Below are 22,188 nucleotides of genomic sequence, written 5' to 3'. Positions count from 1 at the left end.
GATGAAAAAGATATTAGTAGCCAATAGAGGTGAAATAGCCATAAGAGTAATGCGTACAGCAAAAAAAATGGGTATTAAAACAGTTGCAGTGTATTCTACAGCTGACAGGAATGCGCCTCATGTTAAATATGCAGATGAAGCCGTTTGTATTGGAGAAGCACCTTCAAACCAATCGTACTTATTAGGTTCAAAAATAGTAGATGTAGCAAAATCATTGAACGTTGATGGTATTCATCCAGGTTATGGATTTTTAAGTGAGAATGCAGATTTTGCAGAAACTGTTGAAAATAACAACATCACATTTATAGGTCCAAGATCAAAAGCCATTAAAATGATGGGAGATAAATTAGCTGCAAAAGATGCAGTTAAAAATTATGACATCCCAATGGTTCCTGGTGTAGATCATGCAATTACAGATCCTAATGAAGCTGTTGAAATTGCAAAAAAGATTGGTTTCCCAATATTAATAAAAGCTGCTGCTGGTGGTGGTGGAAAAGGAATGCGTGTTGTAAATGAAGAAAAAGATGTTGTAGAACAAATGGAACGTGCCATTAGTGAAGCAACTTCTGCCTTTGGTGATGGTTCTGTTTTTGTAGAGAAATATGTTACTTCTCCTCGTCATATTGAAATTCAAGTGATGGCAGATATGCATGGTAATATTCTTCATTTCTTTGAACGTGAATGTAGTGTACAGCGTCGTCATCAAAAAGTTGTTGAAGAAGCACCTTCAGCTGTGTTAACACCACAATTAAGAGAGCGTATGGGACAAGCTGCCATTGATGTAGCACGTTCTTGTGATTATATTGGTGCTGGTACTGTTGAATTTTTATTAGATGCAGACCACAACTTCTACTTCCTTGAAATGAATACACGTCTACAAGTAGAACATCCAGTATCCGAATTAATTGCTGGAGTGGATTTAGTTGAATTACAAATTCGTGTAGCTAGAGGCGAAAAGCTAGATATTAAACAAGAAGACTTAAAAATTAATGGACATGCTCTTGAATTAAGAGTATATGCCGAAGATCCTCTAAACGATTTCTTACCTAGTGTTGGAAATTTAGAAGTTTATAAACTTCCTGTAGGGAAAAATATAAGAGTAGATAATGGTTTTGAAGAAGGTATGGACATTCCTATTTATTACGACCCAATGTTATCAAAACTGATTACTTATGGAGAAACACGTGATGAAGCCATACAATTAATGATTCATGCTATTGAGAATTATCATGTAAAAGGTGTACAAACTACACTTCCGTTTGGAAAATTTGTTTGCCAACATGAAGCTTTCCGTTCTGGAAATTTTGACACACACTTTGTTAAAAAATATTATTCTCCAGAAAAACTTGAAGCGCAACATACAGAAGAAGCTCAAATTGCAGCATTAATTGCAGTTAAACAATACTTAGAAGATCAAAAACTATTAAGACTACCAATACAATAAGTCATGGACGATAAAATAAAAGGATTAAATGAACGCTTACAAAAAGCCTATTTAGGTGGAGGTGAGCAACGTATAGAACGCCAGCATAAAAATAAAAAATTAACAGCTAGAGAACGTGTAAACTATTTACTTGACGAAGGTTCGTTTGAAGAAATTGGTGCTTTAGTAACACATAGAACTACCGATTTCGGTATGGCAGATATGCAGTTTTTTGGTGATGGTGTAGTAACTGGTTATGGTACTGTTGATGGTAGATTAATTTATGTATTTGCACAAGATTTTACTGTGTTTGGTGGTTCACTTTCTGAGACACATGCCGAAAAAATTTGTAAAATAATGGACTTAGCCATGAAAGTTGGTGCGCCTGTTATTGGACTTAATGATTCTGGTGGTGCTCGTATTCAAGAAGGTGTACGTTCGTTAGGTGGTTATGCAGATATTTTTTACAGAAATGTTATGGCATCAGGAGTTATTCCACAAATATCAGCCATAATGGGACCTTGTGCAGGAGGTGCAGTATATTCGCCAGCAATGACAGACTTTACAATTATGGTACAAGACACTAGTTATATGTTTGTAACTGGGCCAAATGTTGTAAAAACAGTAACTAACGAAGAAGTAACTAGTGAAGAACTAGGTGGTGCATCTACCCATTCAACAAAATCTGGTGTAGCTCATGTAACATCAGCAAATGATGTAGAGAGTCTTGAAGATGTAAAAAAACTATTAAGCTACTTACCTCAAAACAACAAGGAAAAACCAAAAGATTTACCTTTTGAATTTAAAGATGAAATAAGAGATAGTCTTAGCAATATTGTACCTGATAATCCAAACAAACCTTATGATATGCATGAGGTAATAAATGGTATTATTGATGAAGATTCATTTTATGAAATTCATAAAGATTTTGCAGAAAACATCATCGTAGGATTTGCACGATTAGGTGGTAAAAGTGTTGGTGTAATTGCTAATCAACCAATGTTTTTAGCAGGTGTACTTGATGTAAACAGCTCAACTAAAGCTGCACGTTTTGTACGTTTTTGTGATGCCTTTAATATTCCTTTACTTGTATTAGAAGATGTTCCAGGATTCTTACCAGGAACTGACCAAGAATGGAATGGTATTATAGTTCATGGTGCAAAATTATTATATGCATTTAGTGAAGCTACAGTTCCTAGAATTACTGTTATTACACGTAAAGCTTATGGTGGTGCTTACGATGTTATGAATTCTAAACATATTGGCGCTGATATGAATTTTGCGTGGCCAACAGCCGAAATTGCTGTAATGGGAGCTAAAGGTGCAGCAGAAATCATCTTCAAAAAGGAAATAAAAACTGCTGAGAATCCTGAAGAAAAATGGAAGGAAAAAGAAGCAGAATATGCCGAAAAGTTTGCCAACCCTTACAGAGCAGCAAGACGTGGATTTGTTGATGAAGTTATTTTACCAAAAGAAACAAGACGCAAATTAATTAAGGCGTTTAGTATGCTTGAAGATAAAAAAGCAAAAAATCCGAAAAAGAAACATGGTAATATTCCATTATAATTAAAAAAAAGCCACTCATTTGAGTGGCTTTTTTAATCTATTTATTTAATTAAAACTCGTATTAACTAAAAAATTCGACCATAATAATTCAAGTCTATTAACTCACCTTTAGTAGTTTTATAATCTCTACGAATAGTACCTTCTAACTCAAATCCATTTTTTACTGCTACAGCAATACTTCCTTTATTTGTACTACTAACACGACAAAGTAACTTCTTAAAATTATACTTTTTCACTACATGGTCAATAACAGTTCCTAAAGATTGTGTTACAATTCCTTTACCCTCATGCTTACTATCAACAAAATAACCTAGTTCAGCTTTTTGTGTATCCCAATCAATATTCTTTACATCAATCCAACCTACAAATTCTTGGGTATCGTCTTTAACAATAACGTATGGAAAATACTTTTTTTGAATAATCTTACTTTTAATTACATCGCAATACATTTTTGTAGCTCCCAATGTTTTAGTTCTGGAAACTGTACCTGCAAAATAATCTTCTAAATTAACCCTATTGTCGTCTATAAGTTTAAAAAAAGATTCACTTTTATTGGTATCAAATAATGTAATGCTGTAATTTTCTATAGGTTTCATTTTAAAAATCTAATAATCGTCTGTGGTAGTTAATCTGTCCTAAATGGTATGCTAAATGCATACTTAAATGCACCAAAAAGTATTCTGTAGTCATAGTATCTTCAAAAACACGACGTGAATATTCTTTTTGTAAATCGTCTTCAGTTAAGCTTGATAAGGTGTTTTCTACTATGGTAATTACTTCCTTTACTTGGGCTACCATATCAGTTCTTGGTACGTCTTTTAAAGAGAATTCTAAGTCTCGCTGTCTTATATAACCAGTATTACCAAACTCAGCTCCTATAAAGGTACTCAAATTTCCGATAATATGTAAACATAAATTTCCTGCAGAATTAGATACTTCTTTAGATGTTAACCATAAATTAGATTCATCTTTATATAAATTAACCTCTGTAATAAGTTTATTTAAATCTCTTTTAAAAAGTTTTATTAATGTTTGAGTAAGCATAATGATAGTGTTTTATTATATTTTTTATCCTTTTATTATTTGCGCATTGTACATAAACTTGTCTTGCCAACGCTCAAAACGTTGGTCGTATTTTGTTGAAAACACTAAGTATTGACATTTACTAATACTTTCTGGAGTTCTAGAAACTTCGGCAAGCATATTTGACGTAAATAAAAACTCCGCATCTTCAACTATAAACAACTGTAATTTCCCTAAGTGAATTCCATTTAAATAAAATATTCTATTCAAACGCTTTGGAGTTGCAATAATAATATCTGTTCCCATTGATATTTCTTCACGTTGCACATCAATATTATGTTCTTCGTAAGCACAATACACACGTAAGTCTGTACCCTTTATATATGTATTAAACTCAGCCTCTAATTCTTGAGCTGCCTTCTTATCTTTTACAAAAATCAATGCTCTTGGTGAATCTTCTACTGCTTGTGCCCTTAGCTTTTGAATCACACTTATAATTAGAGTCGATGTTTTACCACAATCTTTTGGTCCAATTCCAAACACATTAGCACCACCTTTTATCTTTGATATAATAGCCTTTTGAAACGGTAAAGGCGCTTCAAAACCTTTACGAGAAATAGCTTCTTTTAATGGTTCAACTAGTTTTTTAAATGGCATAAAATTTAGGTTTAAGTTATTGTCGATAAAGGTAACTATATAATTACAACATATCACGTTTTAATTAACTACTCTATTAAGAATTCGATTACATTTGTACCATGCAAGACAAACAATCTTTTGAAGTAGAATTTGTTGCCTTAATGGCTTCATTAATGTCTATAGTAGCTTTATCTATAGACGCACTACTTCCTGCATTACCAGAAATAGGCACTTATTTAGACGTCGAAAACTCCAACGACAACCAAATGTTAATCACGATGATTTTTCTTGGTTTGGGTATTGGGCAGCTTATTTTTGGACCATTATCAGATAGTTTTGGACGTAAACCAATAATATATGTTGGTTTTTTTCTATTTGTCATTGCTAGCTATATATGTATTACAACCAAAAGCTTTGAAATGATGGTTTTTGGACGTGTGCTTCAAGGCATAGGATTATCATCACCACGAACTTTAAGCATTGCTATGGTTAGAGATTCGTATAGTGGCGACTTTATGGCTAAAGTGATGTCGTTCATAGTCATGGTTTTTATTTTGATACCAGTCATTGCTCCTACTCTTGGACAGTTTTTACTTAACTTTTATGATTGGAAAGCTATATTTCACATTCAAGTAATTTTTGGAGTCATTGTTATCCTGTGGTTTTGGAGGCGTCAACCTGAAACTTTAGAAAAAGAAAAACGCATAAAGTTTACACCTAGAGTATTCATTACTGGAACTCTTGAATTCTTAAAACATAAGCAATCCATAGCATTTACGCTTATTTCTGGATTTATTACAGGATCATTTATGGTGTATTTAAGTACATCTCAACAAATATTTGAGCAACAGTATAATCTAGCCGAAAAGTTTCCAATCATTTTTGCAAGTTTAGCCATTGCTATTGGCTTTTCTACTTATTTAAATGGTATGCTTGTCGTAAAATATGGTATGAAACGTATTGCTTATGTATCGCTTATAGCCTATTGTATTATTTCGTTGGTATATGTTGTTGTATTTTGGAGTAGTGATAATCCAAGCTTAGCAGTTTTATTAACCTTTTTTGCCTTACAGTTTATTGCTGTTGGTTTTATGTTTGGCAACTTAAGAGCTTTAGCAATGCAACCTATTGGTCATATCGCAGGTATAGGAGCCGCAATTAATGGATTTGTATCTACAGTTATGGCTGTACCAATTGCAACTTATATTGGAAGTTTTGTTTTTGATTCTGTATTACCACTTTTTATAGGATTTACGGTTTGTGGTATGATTTCTTATGCTATCTTTTTAAGACTGAATGCCTACAAATGCTAATGCACTCATTAAGTATTGAAAAACACTAATTACATATTAGAGACAGAACGTTTGTACTTAAGAGAATTAACAGCATTGGATGCCAAAAACTTCTACATGCTTAATCTTGATCCTGAAGTGATGAAATACACTGGCGATGTGCCTTTTAAAAGTATAGATAGCGCCAAACAATTTCTAGAAAACTATAGTGATTATAAAAATAATGGTGTTGGTCGTTGGGTAGTTATTTTAAAATCTACACAAGCGTTTATTGGTTGGTGTGGTATTAAATATACTTCAGAACTTGATGAATATGATATAGGCTATCGCTTTTTTAAAAACCATTGGCACAAAGGTTATGCTACCGAAGCTGCTAAAGCCTGTATTGACTTAGGTTTTAAAACACATAACATCAAAACTATTGTTGGTCGCGCCATGACAGAAAACAAAGCCTCCATTAAAGTATTAGAAAAAATTGGACTTGCTCACGCTAAAAACTTTGACTTTGATGGCAATGATGGAGTGATTTATAAAATGAATAATCCTTTTACTAAAAACACAAAAACTACGTAGAAATACGTATTGATTTTCTTACTCAAAAAGGCTAACTTCGTTTAACAATTTATATAAACAATTAAAACGTGTTTATATAAATACATTATCTACAATTACCTGAATGAAATTATTTGGAAGAAATAAAAAAGAGGGCACTTTGAAGTTTGAGTCATTTCCCAAAATTGAAAGAACCAGAGTTTTACAAGGGCGATTCGTTCCTGGAGTAATAAATAATGGGGGAAGCCATTTCTTTATTAATCTTCAAGTATTCGAAGATGGACTTGTTGATTGTTGGGAAATGGTCGATTTGGAGTTGTTTAAGAAGAAATTAAATTCAGGTTGGGTTTCTCCAAAAATCCCTAATGGAAAACAACTTTCTATACATCATTTAGGAAGTTGGACTGTAAAAAATGGGGAATGGCTTTTTGATAAAGAATCATATTTTGAACATATAAAAGAGGTAGTTAAAGATTTAAATCCTGAGTTAAAGAATCTTTATAACTGTTTCGGAACAACCACAAAAAAAGTTGGAAAGACTAATGTTTCTTTGTTGGGAATGGCGAATGGGAAACCTGTTAGGACAGAAGATCCTGAAAACTATTTTTCACCAAAACATAAAGGAGATAGTTTTCATGGATTTCAAAAAAATGATGATTTAAATTATAATCTTATCAATATAAACGTCTTTGCAGATTCTCGAATTCAGATTTCTGGAATTGAAAAACCTGAACTTGTTTCAATTGATGAATTTACGTCACAAGTAAAAGATGGGACAATATCAACGGAAATACCTGAAGATTCCACAGTTCACATATACGGATTTGGAAAATGTACCGTAGGTACTTGTCAATATTCTGCCAATATAGAAGAAAAATTAAGCGAGATTAATGACATTATTTCTCAACTAAATGGAGATAAAACAACTTCTGAGATTTGCCGAGAGGTTTATGAAGAGTATATCGAAAATCCAACTGTAAGACTAAAGGATTTACTGAAAGTTGCTTACGAAAATATTCCTGAACATCTAAGAACCTATGTGTTAGGTGATATGGATGCTAAGGATATTCCAGTTAGAATGATTATTTATGGAGAACAAGAAATTGAAAAATGGTCTCATTACCTCATTTCGAAAGAAAAGGGATGTGAATTACCCCATTTGAATGTTCCTAAACCAAAAGATGAATAAAAAGTAGATAACACTGTATATAAAATCATAGCCGCCTATCGGCAGGCTACGCTTCATATACTAACCGTTAAACGAACTTCCTAAAATTAAGCGCGTTTAATTTTAATAACACCAACTTTCTCTAGTACTACCATAATACAATAAGTAATATCTATTTCGTGCCAACGCACTCCAAAATTAGCACGTCCACCATGTTTGTGATGGTTATTATGATAACCCTCTCCCATCATTAAAAAATCAAATGGTAATAAGTTTTTAGAGGTATCACTTACTTTAAAATTAACATAACCATAAATATGTGCAAACCAATTAATAATCACACCATGTATTGGTGCCATTAAAAAAGCAATTGGTAATAATAACCATTGCCACCAAGCGGTTGCAAAAACAGCAAAAAAAGTAGTGTATAATGCTGCCCAAGTTAATCTTGATATACGTGAGCTAGCAAAGGCATCAAAGCGTTCCCATTGTGGTACATTTTTAGTAAATTTTGCATCTACTTCAACACGTTTTTTATTAATATCTTGATAGGTATTTTTTGTACGCCACATCATTGCTAGCAAATTTTTATCGTATTTAGGAGAATGCGGATCCTTCTCTGTATCTGCGTAAGCATGATGCATTCGATGCATGACACCATATCCATAAGCACTTAAATAGTTAGAACCTTGGCATAACCATGTTAATACAAAACATACCCTTTCACTTAATTTAGACATCGTAAACACTTGATGTGCTGCATAACGATGTAAAAAAAAGGTTTGAAAAAACAATCCAGAATACCATAAAATGGTTACAAATAATACGACTTTCATGCGCCAAAGTTTTGGCGCAATAACTAACAAAATTCAGACAAAAAAAATGAACCCAAGTTAAGAAATGCGCTTTCTAATTCGACTTAGTGCTTGTGCTGTTACACCAATATAAGAAGCAATGTATTTTAATGGTATTTTTTGTATTAATTGTGGACGTTCTTTAAACAAATTAAGGTAACGCTCCTCTGCTGTTTCGGTAAGTAAGGATAACTCTCTTTTTGATTTTAATATAAATAAACGCTCTGACGATAAACGTCCTACAACATTACCTATTTTGGTTTTATTATATACCTCTTGCAAATCTTTATGAGTAATACTCCACATAACAGTGTTTGTTAATGCTTGTAACTGGTAAGTTGAAGGTGTTTGGGTTAAAAATGAATCGTAAGCGCTTACATACTCGTTGGTAAAACAAAAGCCAAAAGTAAGCTCCTTTTCAGGTGCTTCATGCGGAATTAATAATCTTACAATACCACTTTCAATAAATGACAAATAAGGTTCTACCTTTTTTATATCAAGAATAATCTCTTTTTTATTAAACGTACGCTTTATCAATTTTGAAGCAAAAAAACGCCAATCATCTTCACCAATATCAACAGTTTCTTCTATATAAGCTCTTATATCTTTCATAAGTAAAATTACCATACAAAGAAACGGAAATTAGATGGTTTTGATTGACTTTATTCAACAATAAACACGTATTTATACGTATTGATTCTATTACTCAAAAACATTAACTTCGTTTAGCACTTTATATAAGCCATAAAAATGTGTTTAAATTAATACAACGAACCGATTATGAATTTAGCAAGCATTAAAACACCAGGTGTTTACATTAATGAAATAAATGCTTTTGGAAATACTGTAGTACCTGTAGCAACAGCTGTTCCAGCTTTTATAGGTTACACACCTCAGGCATCTTATGAAGGAAAATCTTATTTGAATGTTCCTCAAAAAATAACATCTTTTTCTGAGTTTCAAGCTATTTACTGTTATCCAGACAAAAACAAACAATACAATCCAGAATACTATTTGGTAAAACAAAAAAGTCTTCCAGAAAAAGGAAATTTTATGGAAATAGAAGGCGATTATTATTCTATTGTTCCAGATGCTAATACTATTTATCATTTATATAATAGTATTAAGTTATTTTTTGAAAATGGTGGTAGCGATGCTTATATAGTATCTGTTGGGTCGTATGGAGCTCCATCAGGAAAACCAATGACTCCAGGAGATCAGATTATTAATCTAAACGTACAATTAAAGGATTTAACTAATGGATTAGAGTTATTAAAAAATGAAGAAGAACCAACCATGTATATCTGTCCAGAAGCTACTTTGCTTTCTGTGGCAGATAACGGTACATTAATGCAAAAAATGCTGTTACAAAATGAAGAAATGGGAACAGCAATAAGCATATTAGATGTTATAGGAGGAAGAAATCCAGACCCAAACACATACACCAATGACATTCAGACATTTAGAAACAATACAGGTTCAAATGGATTAAAATATGGGACAGCGTATTATCCATTTATTGAAACTACTGTAATGCAAAATTCAGATATTGATTACACCAATTTATTTGGAGGAGACACCAAACAGTTAGAAGCATTAATAAATCCTGCTGACGCACCAAATCCTGCTGTAGCTACAATTATAAGCAATTTAGATGCATTAACAGTTAGCCAAAATCAAGTTGCTTTAATCAATGCAAGTAAAACGTATGCAGAAGTGGTTAAACGTATTCTTTCAGATGCTAATACCTTACCACCAAGTGGAGCAATAGCAGGTGTTATTACTACTACAGATAACGAAGTAGGTCCATGGCAATCACCTGCAAATAAATCTATTGTAGGAGCAGCTAATTTGCCAATTAAATTATCAAATAGTCAACAAGAAAATTTAAATGTAGATGCAGTTTCTGGTAAATCTATTAATGCAATAAGATTTTTTAATGGATTAGGAATACTAATCTGGGGAGCAAGAACATTAGATGGTAATAGTTTAGATTGGAGGTACATTTCTGTAAGACGTACGATAACTTTCATAGAACAGTCCTGTAAGTTAGCAACACATGCTTATGTATTTGAACCAAACGATGCAAATACTTGGAAAGGTGTGATTTCAATGATTTCAAGTTTCCTTACAGGAATATGGAAACAAGGAGGTTTACAAGGTGCTACTCCTGCAGATGCATTTAGCGTACAATGTGGTTTAGGAACAACCATGACTTCAGAAGATCTTTTAGAAGGGTTAATGAGAGTAACTGTTAAGGTAGCAGTTGTTCATCCAGCAGAATTCATTGTATTAACATTTGAACAACAAATGGCAAAATCATCGTGATTTAATTAATTTTAAAAACACTTTAGATACCACAAACTAAACTATTTAACAATCTATATAAAAATTAAGTCACGGATAACTTAAGTAATAATAACTTCTCATATTACAGCAAATGGCTTATTTCTAAGTCTATATAGTAAAACTCGAAAAGGCTAAAAAATCTTATAAAAATCTACATTTTAAGTAAATAGTTGTAAATTAATTCGACTATTAAATTCCTAACTTAGTTCAAAAAACATACTGATTTTACATAAAAAAAGTATATTTTGGATTGCTATTTAATGAAAAAAGAATCAACTCTAGATGAAAAAGGAAAAACTAAAACTGCAAAGTCAGGTGAATTTAGAAACAATTTACGGCAACTTTGAGATATCTACTTTTACAGATTCAACCAAAGATTTAATGCCTCATATTGTGTTATTTACAGACAAAAAACAATGGAGCAAAGACTTACCTGTTAGAATACATTCGGAATGTATGACAGGTGATTTATTTGGATCTAAACGTTGTGAATGTGGCGAACAACTACAAAGCTCTTTAAAATATATTCAAGAAAACTCAGGCATACTAATTTATTTAAGACAAGAAGGTAGAGGTATTGGGATTATCAATAAGTTAAAAGCTTATTGCCTACAAGATGAAGGCTATAATACTGCTGAAGCTAATAAAATGCTTGGTTTTGAAGAAGACCAAAGACAATATAACGATGCTGTAAAAATTCTAGAATATTTTAAGGTAAAAAACATAAAACTACTAACAAACAATCCTGATAAATTAGATTTTTTTAATGATAAAGTCATTAATGTAGTCGAAAGAATTCCTATTGAGTCGCATCCAAACGAGACTAACTACGACTACCTTAAAACTAAAAAAGATCATTTCGGACATTTTTTGACAAAACTATGATTATAAGTGATAAACTTTGGCAAGAATTACTTATTCTAAAGGACAAGTCTGTAACTAATACTAGTTTAGGGTGGACATTTGATGGGAATACATTTTCTGAAATATGTGATACTTCAAACTTAGATGCTAGTATTATTGGACTGCTACTAAAAGGAGATAATGACATTGAAAAATTAAGTGTATTATCTCACTATAAACTTATAAAAACGCCTTTTGAAGAATTATCATTATATGTCAAAAAAGATATAGATAAAGCCCTTTTAGACTGCTTGCAAAACTATTGGCCATTAAGTGTGTTGTCGCATCTTCATAATGACGTTCCTCATATTTTTATTCATGCTGCAACCTCATTAGATGGCTATTTAGCAACTTCGTCAGGACATTCTAGATGGATTGGTAACGAAGAAAATTTAATTCATGCGCATAGGCTTCGTGCACTTACTGATGCTATTTTGGTTGGAAGTAAAACAGTTATAAACGACAAACCTTTATTAAATGTAAGACATGTTGAAGGAAAAAGTCCAAAAAGATTAATCTTATCTAATAAATGTAAAGACCTTTCTTCGCTTCAAAAAAATCCTGATTGCGATACTTTTTTACTTAGAGATTCGGAGTATAATTATGATGACTGTACCAATCATTTTGATAAGATTATAGCTTTTAAAGGCACTTCAAAAAAGGAGAAAATACTAGACTTGCTTAAAAAATGTAAAGATGAAAACATATCATCTATATTAATTGAAGGCGGAGGAAGTACCCTTAGTGCATTTATTGAAACAAATTTTGCAAAAGTTATTCAATTGCATTTATCTCCAATGTTGTTTGGAGATGGTATAAAAGCTGTAAAACTCCCAAAAAGCAATCTGGTAGATGATACACTTAAGCTAAAAGATATGTACATGACTCAAATAGGAAATTCGTTTATGATAACTGCTGGTATTGTATGATAAAATCTTTATGGCATACTCAAACTACAACTGAACTTAGATTGCAAAATACTCCTGATTTAAGTGCTGCACAATCTAAAGTTATAAGTAAGTATTCCATGATTAGTCTTGGTACTGAAACATTAGTGCTAAATAAAAAAATACCAGAAACTATAAAAGAGTATATGAAAGTGCCTCATATGGAAGGAAATTTTGACTTGCCTATTAAATATGGTTATGCCTTATCTGGTGTTTTAAATAATGGAGAAAAGGCACACCTTATGCATCCTCATCAAGACAACTGTTTTGTTGATAATAAGGCGATTTTTAAATCTTGTCAAGAACTTCCTCTAACACGCATTCCACTAATTAGTAACATGGAAACGGTTATCAATGCTATTTGGGATAGTAATGTAACTAAAACCGATAGTATTGTGGTTTGTGGCTTTGGAAATATTGGTTCCCTCCTAGCCTCAACACTTAAACATCATTATAATTTTGAAGTTAAGGTTATAGAAACCAATGTATGGCGAAAACAAAAAGCAATTGAGTTAGGGTTTGAAATTTATAACGATAATAATGGCTTTGATATAGCTTTTAATACAACTTCTAATGAAGAAGCGCTACAATTTTGTATTGATAATGCAAATGAAGAAGGACAAATTATTGAACTTAGTTGGTATGGAAAATCAAACACCTCACTTAAACTAGGAGAAAATTTTCATAAAAACAGACTACGACTCATTGCGAGTCAAGTCTCAAAAATACCAATACAAAAACGCAAAGAGTTTGATTATTTTAAAAGAAAACTCCTAGCTGTAGACATCTTAAAAAATAAGATATTCGACAAATTAATTACTAATATTATTCCGTTTGACGAAGTACCAGATTTCTTTGAATTGGTAAGAAAAAATAAAACTCCAAACGGACTTATTTATTTAATAAAATATTAAAAACATGTATTCTGTAAAAGTTAGAAACTCAATTATGATTGCGCATTCGTTACCTCATGACTTTTTTGGTCCTGCCCAAAATATGCATGGAGCGACTTATGTAGTAGATGTAACATTTTACGCCGAAAATTTAGATCCACATAATGTTGTTATAGACATAGGTAAAGCTAAAGACATCACAAAAGAGGTATTAAGTCATTTAAATTATAAAAATTTAGATGAGTTGCCTCAATTTAAAAATAAGCTCACTACAACAGAGTTTATTGCTAAATACATACACGATAAAATTAAGGAAGAAGTAAGTGCTTTTTTTGAAGGCAGAATTAGTGTTTACTTAGGAGAAACCCATGATGCATGGGGAAGCTATTCTGGATAGAAAATTATAAATGGATAAATTGATTAATCAACATATTGAAACTTGGAGCTTGTATAATGCGTTTGCTTTATCTATAGCTTTTATTGCTTCATTAGTTACAATGCAATTAAACATTTTGCTTTTTGTGTTTTCAATATCTTTAATAGGATTAGTCTTTTTAAACCGAAAAAAGCTATTTTATTCTAAACCTTTTTTTGGTGTAGCAAATACCATAACCTTAACTCGATTTATCTTAATAATACTGGGTTTTCTATTTATAGAATTAGATAATACATTATTATTATTCTACTGTTTATCTATTGCTGTTGCATTAGATTTTTTTGATGGACTTGCAGCGAGATATTTTAAAGAATCATCTTTTTTTGGGCAATATTTTGACATGGAAATTGATGCTTTCTTTGTCTTAATTATGTGCTGTTTTTATTATACACATATTGGTATAGGTTGGTGGATTTTAATTCCTGGAGTTTTAAGATATGTTTACAGACTATATACTTTTTGCTTTCCTAAACCCAATATTAAAGAAGAGAAAAAGACTTACGCAACAGTTATTGCTGCTAGTTATTTTGTAATCCTTTTAATAGGATTAATAACAACTGGCATTATACAATCACTAATTTTATTGATAGGTTCTTTAGCTATTTTAGTGTCATTTTCAATAGGTTTTATTCAATATCAAAAACAATAAGACTGATGAAACTTCAATTTTTAAATAAACTAGCTTTAGATGTTGTTTCTGGTGGAAATATATATAACAAAATAATTATTGAAGGATTAAGGCAAAAGAACATTACTGTTGACTATAACATTGGTCATACTAATAAAAAATACGACTTCGCTATTGTTGATAGTCTTTACATGAACTCTATTGATAAAGAGACGCTTTTAAATCAAAACAAACAAATATTTGCTTTAATACATCAAATACCTTCACTTAGTAAGGATGCTCTATTATTTTATAAAACCAATGCTAAATTTATTGTTACTGGTGAACCAACAAAACGTAACTTAATCAATAATTGGAAAATAGATAATGAAAACATAATTATTATAAGACCTGGAATTTCTAAAAACTGGAAACCAAAAATTGAGTTTAGCGATAAACCAAAGCACATAATAATAGTTGCTAACCTTGTCAAGAATAAAGGATTTGAAATGTTTATTCGTATTTTAAAACGTATAAATCATTTAAACCTAACTTTTCATATAGTTTCAAACAATGAACTAGATAAAACATATGCAAATGCTATTATTAACCAAATAATAAATACAAGTGACAAAGTAAAGTTTCATTTTAACTTAAACAGAGATGAAGTTTATGAACAGCTAATTAAGTCTGATGTTTTTTTAAGCTTATCAGAATCCGAAACCTTTGGAATGGCTTTATTTGAAGCACTTAACTTAAACATACCTAGTATAGCTTATAAAACAGGTGATTACAACTGTTTTAGTTCTTTTAAGAATTATTTGGTTCATAATAAGTATTTAGATGATTGCTTTATAGATACAATTGAAACATGGATAAATAATCCGAATATTTATAAATCATATTGCAATACTTATAATCAAATTAAAAGAAGTTGGGATGATACCATTGAAGAATTTTCAAAATGTCTTCAAAAAAATACTATCGCATGTTAAAAACAGTAGTCAACATAATTATCATACTATTCTATATTTCATTATTTATAGAATTATTCTTTTATAGTATTCCTAGTGTTGTAACTACAAAAAAGATGCTCTCTCCTCGCCTATCACAATCAAACCTTTTTTCTGATAATGTAAAAAGAGTTTTAAACTGGTCTTTATCCAAAAAAATAATCGTCTTTTTTTTACCATTAATAGTGATTTATATACTTCATGCATTACCTGCATATTTTCTTTTTCAAATAAATTATAATGACCATTTATTAGATAATGGGAGCTTTACATTTTATCTAGGTATATTTTTGGTAATACTTGGTAGAGTCATAAGCCATCGCTATCTAAGAGATATTAAAAAAATTAAAACAAAGGCTTTTGATGGTTTTGTAGCTACAGGACTGTTTAAGTTTAGTAGAAACCCAGGGCTATTAGGCTTATATACTAGCTTTTTTGGTTTTTATCTTATGACACCTTCAATTTTCTTTCTCTTATGCCTTATTATTTACATTGCTCATATGCATTATAAAATAATAATGGAAGAAGATTATTTAATGAATAAACATAAAGAGGATTATAAAACCTATCTTCAAAAAACAAAACGTTACTTATGAGTAAAGAATTAGATAATCAAGAACAAATAATTCAATGGTTTAATAATACTTATACCAAAAGAGGGTTTTGGTATTTAAGACCCAAAAAGGCTTATTATATCTATTTAGAAATCCTAAAAGCACAGCCAAATCAAAAACTTCTGGATATTGCTTGTGGCTTAGGACGTTTATTAGAAGCCTCTAAAGATTATAATGTAAAACCATATGGAATTGATATATCTTCTGTGGCAATTATGAAAGCTAAAGAGCAATTTCCAGATTTTAATCTTAGTATAGCAAATGCCGAAAAATTACCTTTTGAAAACAATACCTTTGATATTATTACTTGTATTGGCTCCTTAGAACGTATGATTAATACTCAAAATGCACTTAAGGAAATGCTGCGTGTGGGAAACAAAAACTGTAAGTTTTGCTTCTTGGTTAGAAACTCAGAAACAACAAGTTGGCAGTTTTTCAAAACTTTTTTAGGCTTAAAAAATAAAAAAGGACATCAAGATGCAAAAAACCTTAAAGAATGGACTGCTATTTTTAATACTGCTGGTTTTGAGGTTATAAATGTTTTTCCAGATCAATATCCACTTCAAAAAAGATTAAGACGTCGTAGTTTATGGCTTAAAAAAGTAAACTATAAACAACTGGTAAATAATAATGAGCCTATTGAAAAGGCTAATGAATTTTTATTTCTATTAAAAAAACATGACTGAAAAGGCTATCCAAAATATCTATAATAATCTATTTCATTGGGAAGGTAAACATGCTTCACAACCATATCCTATTCATAAAAAATTAGACTCTAAAAAATTTGGTTATACTGATATTTACAAATGGATAGCAAACACTTATAAATTAAATCCAGAAACTTATATATTGGACGCTGGCTGTGGTGTTGGTTATGGCTCTTTATACCTTTCAAAATATTATAACTGCAACGTAAAAGGTATAAGTTTAAGTGATGCCGAAGTAAAAAAAGCAAATACATTTGCAGAAAAAGAAAACCAAGACAACAAGGTTAATTTCAAACAACAATCATTTGACAATTTACAGCCTAACACCTATGATTTTATAATTGCCATAGAATCTATAAAACATACATTAGACATTAACAAGACACTTAATTCGCTTAAAAATGCTCTAAAAACAAATGGCACTTTAGTGATTATAGATGACTTTTTAGTAGAAGAAAATAATAGTGGCTCATTAAAAAAATACTCTAAAGATTGGAAACTTAAAGTACTCCTAAAAAACAATGACTTTTCACAAGACTTCTCATTGAAAAAAGATCTTACTCCTGTTGTAAGGACAAAAAATAGCATGACGCTTTACCTTAGTATATTAATATCAAGCATAATGAAACCTTTTATAAAAATAGCTTCGATAATGAGAGGTGGTTTTTATTTAGAAAAACTATTTAAATCTGGTGCTATGAAATATTATGTCTTAGAATATAAAAAGCTATAAAATATGGGAGTAATTATCATTTTCATATTAAGTTTTTTAGGTATTAATTTTTTAGTATTTCTACCAAATTGGCTAGTTGGTTTGTTTTCTAAAATAGATTATCCCAAAAAATCTTTTTTTAATGACACGCCATACTTTATATTAAAAAAAATATTGTATCAACGTTTTTCAGATGACTGCTTCAGACTCATTTTTGAAGTACAAATAATTACATTTTTATTATTACTCGCAAATGGTGCTTATACAACAATCTTTAAGGTTGTTCTTAACTTTTTGATATTACTTTCTTTTATATATATAACATACATCTCAGTTATAATAAAGGTTTTTAAAAAAGAACCTATGCTTATTAACGATGTAAATTTTGCCAAAACTGGATTAATGGTATATAAAAAAAAGGTGCCAATAGCCCTTTTAGGTATTGTGTTGGTGTTAGCATTTGTCTTTTTATTAAGCAATACTTTAGTTGGTATTTTGATTACGTCTAGTCTAGAGATTAACTCTTCATGGCCTTTATTATTAGTTTTATTTTTGAGTATAATACTTTCATTATTTTCTATAAGAAAGGTTAGTTACAATTTTTACCATAGTTGTGTTAGCTTTTCTATAGTGAAACACATTGTACTAAATTTAAAAAAATGTAGAACGTTAAAAGCTTCTTTAAAAACCCTTAACAACAACTTTCCTTACGAGTATATAAAAAATATTAAACTAAAAAAGCAGCCCAATATCATCTTTATTTTCTTGGAATCGTATGGAAGTTTTGCGCTTTCAAACACAGAGTTTGGTATAGCCTTAAAAGAAAAAATGACTAAAATTAGTGCTTCTTTAAATAATAAGAATATAAAAAGCATTAGTACACTTAGCGAGTCACCTGTATCATCTGGAGGCTCATGGTTAAGTCATTCTAGTATTTTGTTTGGAGCTAAAGTAAGAGACATTGCAGCACACGAAGTTATTTTTAGTCATACAGATTATGTTTCCAAATTAGAATCATTACCTAAACATTTTGAAGCCAAAGGTTATAAAACTACCATGACATCTACACTTTCGTACGATAAAAATGAAGTAGACTGGGAAAAAGTAAAAAATACCTACCCTTTTGAAGACATGATGTTGTATAATGATTTTAACTATACGGGAAAAAATATACCAATTTTTGGCGACAGGTTTTCACTACCAGATGAGTATACTCTAAACTATGCCTACAACAAACTTATTGGTAACTCTCCATTTTTTTTATCAGTAAGTACAATAAATTCACATTACAACTATATATCTCCAATTACACCTTTAAACCATTGGAAAGATTATAATAAAACAAGTTTTCCATTAACTGATGGACTCAAAAAAAACAATCTCAAAAACTATTTTACTGCTATTAATTACCAATTAGATTATATTCATAATTTTTTAATTAATCATGAACTAGAAGACACAATAACTGTTTTAATTGGCGACCATCAACCTCCTTTTATTACACCTGCTAATATTGATAAAGACACACCAATTCACATTATTTCAAAGAATAGCGATTTTATAAATGCCTTTAAAAAATTTAATTATTCTGAAGGTTTAATACCTAAAAACCAAACGCAAAAACATGAATCCTTCTTTTCTAAGTTTTTCTATGCATTAAACACAGCTTACGGTGAAAATAAAAATTTAGAAATACCAATTTTTGAAGATGGAATATCTTTATATTAGTCTATGAATTTTCTTAAAAAAAGAGAATCACTTGTACTTAAAACACCCCTTATTTTTAGTACATTAGCACTAGCACTAGCACTAAAATACGTATTTATACGTATTGATTTCCTTACTTAAAAACGTTAACTTCGTTTTACATTTTTTATTATAAAATAATATAGCAACGTCATGGACTCAAAGTATTCATTAATTATTTTTTTATTAATCTCTAGCTTATGTAGTTCTCAGACTCTTTTTGAAGACAAAGCTTTATTAGATCACAAAGGTGATATCAATAGACTAAAAGACATAAACATAGTTGATATCGATAATGATGGAGACCTAGACATTGTTTCAATTTCTTCACCTGACAATAAATTAGCATGGTTTGAAAATTTGGATGGACAAGGCAGTTTCGGCAATATCCAATTCATAGATAATAACCTCGTAGAACAAGGTCTTTCTTATTCTATAGACTTTGAAAAAGTTTATACATCTGACATTGATGGTGATGGTTTAATAGATATAATTTCGAATGCTAGTGAAACGAATGAAATTTCATGGTATAAAAACCTTAATGGAGTTTCACAATTTGGCAACAAATTAGTAATTTCTAACAATACTGAAGGAAATGGATTTGGAGTACCATTTGATATTGATAATGATATTGATATTGATATAATTTCTAAATCAAGTAGCAATTTGGTATGGTATGAAAATATTGATGGGAATGGTAATTTTAGTAATGCTATAAGTATACCAAATACAGAACCAGGAAGAGTTCATTTAGCTGATATTGACAACGATAATGATTTGGACATAATATCTAGTAATGATTCTGGAAGTTCAGTACATTGGTATGAAAACCTTGACGGTTTGGGAACTTTTGGAACTCAACAACTAATTTCAATTTATGGAGAAGGAGGCTATATAGTAAGAAGTTCTGATATTGATAACGATGGTGATTTAGATATAGTAACATCTAATAGTTCTGAACAAAGAATTTATTGGTATGAAAATATAGATGGTGGAGGTAATTTCAGTCCTCTCAATGTAGTTTCTACTACTATATCAAATTGTTATTCTATTAATATAATAGATATAGATAGTGATGGTGACAATGATATCTTATCTTCTACAACAAGTGGTATAGCATGGTTTGAAAACTCTGATGGACAAGGTACTTTTAATTCCATGCAAATATTAGTTAATAATATTGATGGCTCAAGTATCGTTAATGTAGCAGATATTGATGGAGACAACGATAATGACATTGTCTCATCTGGACAAATAGCAGATGCAATCTCTTGGTATAATAATGTGGATGGATTTGCAAGCTACTTTATTGAGCATAATGTTACTTATGATTATAATTATTCGCACATAGATAACACTTTTGGAGATATAAATAATGATGGTTATCCTGATTTAATTACTAATAGACATTGGTTTAAAAATATTGATGGAGAACTTAGTAAACCTAATATTTACAACACTAACATTGGATATACTTCATATTTTAGTGCAGATATTGACAATGATAACGATCAAGATATTATTGGTTTGGATTATGATTCTAATAATGATTTAGCAATAATTTATTTTTCAGAAAACACTGATTTTGGTAATTTTATTAACCCACAAATTCTTTTTACAATCCCTAATTTTGAAGGTTATCAAGACCAAATTAAAAAGTCTGACCTAAATGGTGATGGTTTAATGGATATAATATACATAGATGATCATGAAGGACTATCTTGGTATCAAAATCTAAATGGAAACTTGTCATTTGGAACTGAACAATCCATTGGAACAAGCTCAAATAGCAATTATAATATAAAAGACTTAATAACTAAGGATATTGATGGTGACACAGATATTGACTTAATAGTTTCTGCAAATAATTCAATTACACTTTTTCGTAACACAAATGGCGATGGTAATTTCGATGCGGGTATTACTGTTAATCAGCACCTCACTAATCCTTTTGTATTCATTTCGGCTTCGGATATTGACTTTGCAGATTTTGACGGTGATGGCGATTTAGATTTGTTAACTTCTGGTGTACAAGGTGAAAGTGATCCCTGGGGTTCTCCAAATTATCAAAGGTTTTTAGCATGGCAAGAAAATTTAGATGGTAATGCATCATTTGGTGAAAAGAATATCCTCTACAGTTCAAATGGATCACCTGGGTTTGGTTCAGTTTATTCTTTTGCATCTGATATGGATGGTGATGGTGATTTGGATATCGTTTCAGCAAAACAGTTTCTAGTTTACGATGGTTTTTTTCACTTCGATTGGTATGAAAATACAGATGGAAATGGTAACTTCAATATTCATTCATTACCTTTCGATGACAACTTAAACTTCTTAAACTCAATTAATAGCATAAAAAAAATTCAACCTTTAGATTTTGATAATGATGGTGAAATGGATATAATATATCTTGTTGATGGGAATTACTTCTCTTTTATAAAAGATAAATTATTATGGAAAAAAAACGTAGGTAGTAATTTAAGTATTCCAGAAAATGAAACCTTAAATTTTTCAATTTACCCTAATCCAGCAGAAAACAGGTTATTCATAAAATCAAAAATACCAATAAGCCATATCCAGATATTTGATTTAACAGGTAGTTTAATAATGGAACAATTTTACAGAAACCTTCCTGTGGATATAACTAAACTATCTAATGGAATGTATATTATTAAGTTTTTGGGAGCAAATGGATATTCTGAAACCATAAATTTTATAAAAAAATAAATACTATTACTAATAAC

22 protein-coding genes are annotated in these 22,188 nt (G+C 30.5%); 17 read left to right on the top strand and 5 right to left on the bottom strand.

What is annotated here, in order from left to right; all coding sequences use genetic code 11:
* Window position 1: 1 nt before the first annotated feature.
* Window positions 2-1,444, top strand: a complete 1,443-nt coding sequence (accC, locus tag ACLII3_RS13430) for an acetyl-CoA carboxylase biotin carboxylase subunit (protein ID WP_412984733.1) — start codon at window positions 2-4, stop codon at window positions 1,442-1,444.
* Window positions 1,445-1,447: 3 nt separating this feature from the next.
* Window positions 1,448-2,989 (top strand): acyl-CoA carboxylase subunit beta, encoded by a 1,542-nt coding sequence (locus ACLII3_RS13425; RefSeq protein WP_412984732.1) that lies wholly within the window; start codon window positions 1,448-1,450, stop codon window positions 2,987-2,989.
* 65 nt (window positions 2,990-3,054) lie between these two features.
* Here the strand turns inward: ACLII3_RS13425 and ACLII3_RS13420 are convergent, their stop codons facing one another.
* The 3 genes from ACLII3_RS13420 to ACLII3_RS13410 are packed head-to-tail and all read right to left on the bottom strand — an operon-like array spanning window position 3,055 to window position 4,669.
* Complete coding sequence (locus ACLII3_RS13420) at window positions 3,055-3,585, bottom strand: GNAT family N-acetyltransferase (protein WP_412984731.1); 531 nt, start codon at window positions 3,583-3,585, stop codon at window positions 3,055-3,057.
* 1 nt (window position 3,586) lies between these two features.
* Complete coding sequence (locus tag ACLII3_RS13415) at window positions 3,587-4,033, bottom strand: DinB family protein (RefSeq protein ID WP_412984730.1); 447 nt, start codon at window positions 4,031-4,033, stop codon at window positions 3,587-3,589.
* A 24-nt stretch (window positions 4,034-4,057) separates the two neighbouring features.
* Entirely contained in the window at window positions 4,058-4,669 is a 612-nt protein-coding gene (locus ACLII3_RS13410) for a DEAD/DEAH box helicase (protein WP_412984729.1), read from the bottom strand.
* 101 nt (window positions 4,670-4,770) lie between these two features.
* Here ACLII3_RS13410 and ACLII3_RS13405 point away from each other — a divergent pair, with 101 nt between their 5' ends.
* The 3 genes from ACLII3_RS13405 to ACLII3_RS13395 all read left to right on the top strand — a co-directional run bounded on the left by ACLII3_RS13405 (window position 4,771) and on the right by ACLII3_RS13395 (window position 7,684).
* On the top strand, window positions 4,771-5,964 hold the full coding sequence (locus ACLII3_RS13405) for a multidrug effflux MFS transporter (RefSeq protein ID WP_412984728.1): 1,194 nt from the start codon (window positions 4,771-4,773) through the stop codon (window positions 5,962-5,964).
* 15 nt (window positions 5,965-5,979) lie between these two features.
* Entirely contained in the window at window positions 5,980-6,516 is a 537-nt protein-coding gene (locus ACLII3_RS13400; protein ID WP_412984727.1) for a GNAT family N-acetyltransferase, read from the top strand.
* Window positions 6,517-6,796: 280 nt separating this feature from the next.
* Window positions 6,797-7,684, top strand: a complete 888-nt coding sequence (locus ACLII3_RS13395) for a hypothetical protein (protein ID WP_412984726.1) — start codon at window positions 6,797-6,799, stop codon at window positions 7,682-7,684.
* 86 nt (window positions 7,685-7,770) lie between these two features.
* On the opposite strand, the gene ACLII3_RS13390 is transcribed toward ACLII3_RS13395, so the two are convergent.
* Together ACLII3_RS13390 and ACLII3_RS13385 are read right to left on the bottom strand one after the other, a co-directional pair.
* Complete coding sequence (locus ACLII3_RS13390; RefSeq protein ID WP_412984725.1) at window positions 7,771-8,499, bottom strand: acyl-CoA desaturase; 729 nt, start codon at window positions 8,497-8,499, stop codon at window positions 7,771-7,773.
* A gap of 57 nt (window positions 8,500-8,556) precedes the next feature.
* Entirely contained in the window at window positions 8,557-9,129 is a 573-nt protein-coding gene (locus tag ACLII3_RS13385) for a Crp/Fnr family transcriptional regulator (protein ID WP_412984724.1), read from the bottom strand.
* A gap of 168 nt (window positions 9,130-9,297) precedes the next feature.
* Here ACLII3_RS13385 and ACLII3_RS13380 point away from each other — a divergent pair, with 168 nt between their 5' ends.
* From ACLII3_RS13380 to ACLII3_RS13325, 12 genes are all read left to right on the top strand, one after another.
* A complete protein-coding gene (locus ACLII3_RS13380; protein WP_412984723.1) occupies window positions 9,298-10,845 on the top strand; it encodes a phage tail sheath family protein in 1,548 nt (515 codons plus the stop codon).
* Window positions 10,846-11,148: 303 nt separating this feature from the next.
* The gene (gene ribA, locus ACLII3_RS13375; protein ID WP_412984722.1) at window positions 11,149-11,751 is read left to right on the top strand and encodes a GTP cyclohydrolase II; all 603 of its coding nucleotides are present in this window, start codon (window positions 11,149-11,151) and stop codon (window positions 11,749-11,751) included.
* Complete coding sequence (locus ACLII3_RS13370; RefSeq protein WP_412984721.1) at window positions 11,748-12,698, top strand: RibD family protein; 951 nt, start codon at window positions 11,748-11,750, stop codon at window positions 12,696-12,698. Before ribA ends, ACLII3_RS13370 begins: the two co-directional genes overlap by 4 nt.
* Window positions 12,695-13,630 carry a zinc-dependent alcohol dehydrogenase gene (locus ACLII3_RS13365; RefSeq protein ID WP_412984720.1) on the top strand — a complete coding sequence of 312 codons (936 nt, stop codon included), beginning with the start codon at window positions 12,695-12,697 and terminating at the stop codon, window positions 13,628-13,630. The genes ACLII3_RS13370 and ACLII3_RS13365 overlap by 4 nt, the downstream gene beginning before the upstream one ends.
* A gap of 4 nt (window positions 13,631-13,634) precedes the next feature.
* Entirely contained in the window at window positions 13,635-14,006 is a 372-nt protein-coding gene (locus tag ACLII3_RS13360; protein WP_412984719.1) for a 6-pyruvoyl trahydropterin synthase family protein, read from the top strand.
* A gap of 10 nt (window positions 14,007-14,016) precedes the next feature.
* Window positions 14,017-14,694, top strand: a complete 678-nt coding sequence (locus ACLII3_RS13355) for a CDP-alcohol phosphatidyltransferase family protein (RefSeq protein ID WP_412984718.1) — start codon at window positions 14,017-14,019, stop codon at window positions 14,692-14,694.
* Window positions 14,695-14,699: 5 nt separating this feature from the next.
* A complete protein-coding gene (locus ACLII3_RS13350) occupies window positions 14,700-15,647 on the top strand; it encodes a glycosyltransferase family 4 protein (protein ID WP_412984717.1) in 948 nt (315 codons plus the stop codon).
* A complete protein-coding gene (locus tag ACLII3_RS13345; RefSeq protein WP_412984716.1) occupies window positions 15,641-16,261 on the top strand; it encodes a methyltransferase in 621 nt (206 codons plus the stop codon). The genes ACLII3_RS13350 and ACLII3_RS13345 overlap by 7 nt, the downstream gene beginning before the upstream one ends.
* Window positions 16,258-16,965, top strand: coding sequence for a class I SAM-dependent methyltransferase (locus ACLII3_RS13340; protein ID WP_412984715.1), 708 nt, complete (start codon window positions 16,258-16,260; stop codon window positions 16,963-16,965). The genes ACLII3_RS13345 and ACLII3_RS13340 overlap by 4 nt, the downstream gene beginning before the upstream one ends.
* Complete coding sequence (locus tag ACLII3_RS13335; protein ID WP_412984714.1) at window positions 16,958-17,719, top strand: SAM-dependent methyltransferase; 762 nt, start codon at window positions 16,958-16,960, stop codon at window positions 17,717-17,719. Before ACLII3_RS13340 ends, ACLII3_RS13335 begins: the two co-directional genes overlap by 8 nt.
* A 3-nt stretch (window positions 17,720-17,722) precedes the next feature.
* A complete protein-coding gene (locus tag ACLII3_RS13330) occupies window positions 17,723-19,426 on the top strand; it encodes a hypothetical protein (protein ID WP_412984713.1) in 1,704 nt (567 codons plus the stop codon).
* 171 nt (window positions 19,427-19,597) lie between these two features.
* Window positions 19,598-22,171, top strand: a complete 2,574-nt coding sequence (locus tag ACLII3_RS13325) for a T9SS type A sorting domain-containing protein (RefSeq protein WP_412984712.1) — start codon at window positions 19,598-19,600, stop codon at window positions 22,169-22,171.
* Window positions 22,172-22,188: the final 17 nt, after the last annotated feature.

Source organism: Pontimicrobium sp. IMCC45349 (genome assembly GCF_047219225.1).
GTDB lineage: Bacteria > Bacteroidota > Bacteroidia > Flavobacteriales > Flavobacteriaceae > IMCC45349.
The sequence above is the reverse complement of the archived record's forward strand: the minus strand, read 5'-3'. Positions and strand labels throughout refer to the sequence as shown.